Source organism: Ottowia cancrivicina (genome assembly GCF_029813755.1).
Lineage (GTDB): Bacteria > Pseudomonadota > Gammaproteobacteria > Burkholderiales > Burkholderiaceae_C > Ottowia > Ottowia massiliensis.
In genome coordinates, this window is sequence record NZ_JARVII010000068.1 from 1 (window position 1) to 1,280 (window position 1,280).

Sequence of the window (1,280 nt, forward strand, 5' to 3'; positions counted from 1 at the left end):
ATGAAGCCGCAGGTCTGTCCGCCAGCCTGCCTATTGACGCAGCTGCCGCCTTGCCGGGCATGGCTGAAGCGGCGGGCGTGCCAGTGGCCGCCTGGACCTTCATGGCGCTGCTGATTGCGGGCGGGCTGCTGTCCACCATTGCGCTTTCCCGCGCGGGTATCCGCCTGTTCTGGGCGCCGCAGGGCAGGCCGGCGCCGCGCCTGCGGGTGATCGAGACGATGCCCATTGCCGCGCTGCTGCTGGTGACAGTGGTCATGGTGTGGCAGGCGCAGCCCGTCATGCAGTTCGCACACTGGGCCGCGCAAGGGCTGCACGAGCCGCGCAACTACATCAACACCGTGATCGGCACGCGCCCCGTGCCTTCGCCCGGCGAGACGGACGGTGCCAGCGAAGAACTGGGCGGCCAGGCGCTGCCTGAAAACGCCCCCGCGCCCGCAGAGGAGGCGCAGCCATGATGCGCAAGCTGCTGCCCGCCCCGCTGCTGTCGCTGGCCCTGCTGGTCATGTGGCTGCTGCTGGTGCGCTCCTACACCCTGGGGCAGGTGCTGCTGGGCGCGCTGGCGGGCTGGGCCATGCCCTGGTTCTTCGCCTCGCTGCGCCCGCACCGCCCGCGCATTCGAAGGCCCCTTGTGCTGGCCCGCTACATCCTCACCGTGGGCTGGGACGTGCTGCTGTCCAACCTGCAAGTGCTGCGCGGCGTGCTGCGCGTCTCGGCCCGCGCGCCCGCGCAGGATGGCTTTGTCATCATCCCCTTGCAGTTGCGCGACCCTTCCGCACTGGCGGCGCTGGCCATGGTCACCACCGTCGTGCCCGGCACGGTGTGGTGCGAGATGGCGCGCGATGGCAGCGCCTTGCTGCTGCACGTGTGGGACCTGGAGGACAAAGCCGCCTTCATCGCCCACTACAAACAGCGCTACGAGCAGCCGCTGATCGAGATTTTTGAATCATGAATCCCCTGCTTCACGGCTCCATCCTCGCCACCTTGTTCGCCTATGGCCTGGCCATGCTGCTATGCCTGTGGCGGCTGCTGCGCGGCCCGCGCGCGCAAGACCGCGTGCTGGCGCTGGACACCATTTACGCCATCGGCATGCTCATCGTGCTGGTTGCGGGCATCCGCTACGCCAGCCAGATGTACTTTGAAGCGGCGCTGCTGATTGCCCTGTTCGGCTTCGTCGGCACGGCTGCCATGGCCAAGTTCTTGCTGCGCGGCGAGGTCATCGAATGAGCGCCGCTGCCCTGCCTGTGCCCTTGTGGGCCGAAATCCTGGTGTCGCTGCTGCTG

Annotated in this window: 2 protein-coding genes and 1 pseudogene; all 3 read left to right on the top strand. The window is 68.1% G+C overall.

What is annotated here, in order from left to right:
- A pseudogene (locus QB898_RS13025) lies at positions 1 to 455 on the top strand (hypothetical protein); the annotation flags it as partial.
- Positions 452 to 949, top strand: a complete 498-nt coding sequence (locus tag QB898_RS13030; RefSeq protein ID WP_199170957.1) for a Na+/H+ antiporter subunit E — start codon at positions 452 to 454, stop codon at positions 947 to 949. The pseudogene QB898_RS13025 and the gene QB898_RS13030, both read left to right, overlap by 4 nt.
- Entirely contained in the window at positions 946 to 1,224 is a 279-nt protein-coding gene (locus QB898_RS13035) for a K+/H+ antiporter subunit F (RefSeq protein ID WP_050715271.1), read from the top strand. The genes QB898_RS13030 and QB898_RS13035 overlap by 4 nt, the downstream gene beginning before the upstream one ends.
- Positions 1,225 to 1,280: the final 56 nt, after the last annotated feature.

Excerpts from the sequence above, each read along its gene's own strand:
- QB898_RS13035 (WP_050715271.1), top strand. The coding sequence starts at position 946 with ATGAATCCCCTGCTTCACGGCTCCATCCTCGCCACCTTGTTCGCCTAT.
- QB898_RS13030 (WP_199170957.1), top strand. The coding sequence starts at position 452 with ATGATGCGCAAGCTGCTGCCCGCCCCGCTGCTGTCGCTGGCCCTGCTG.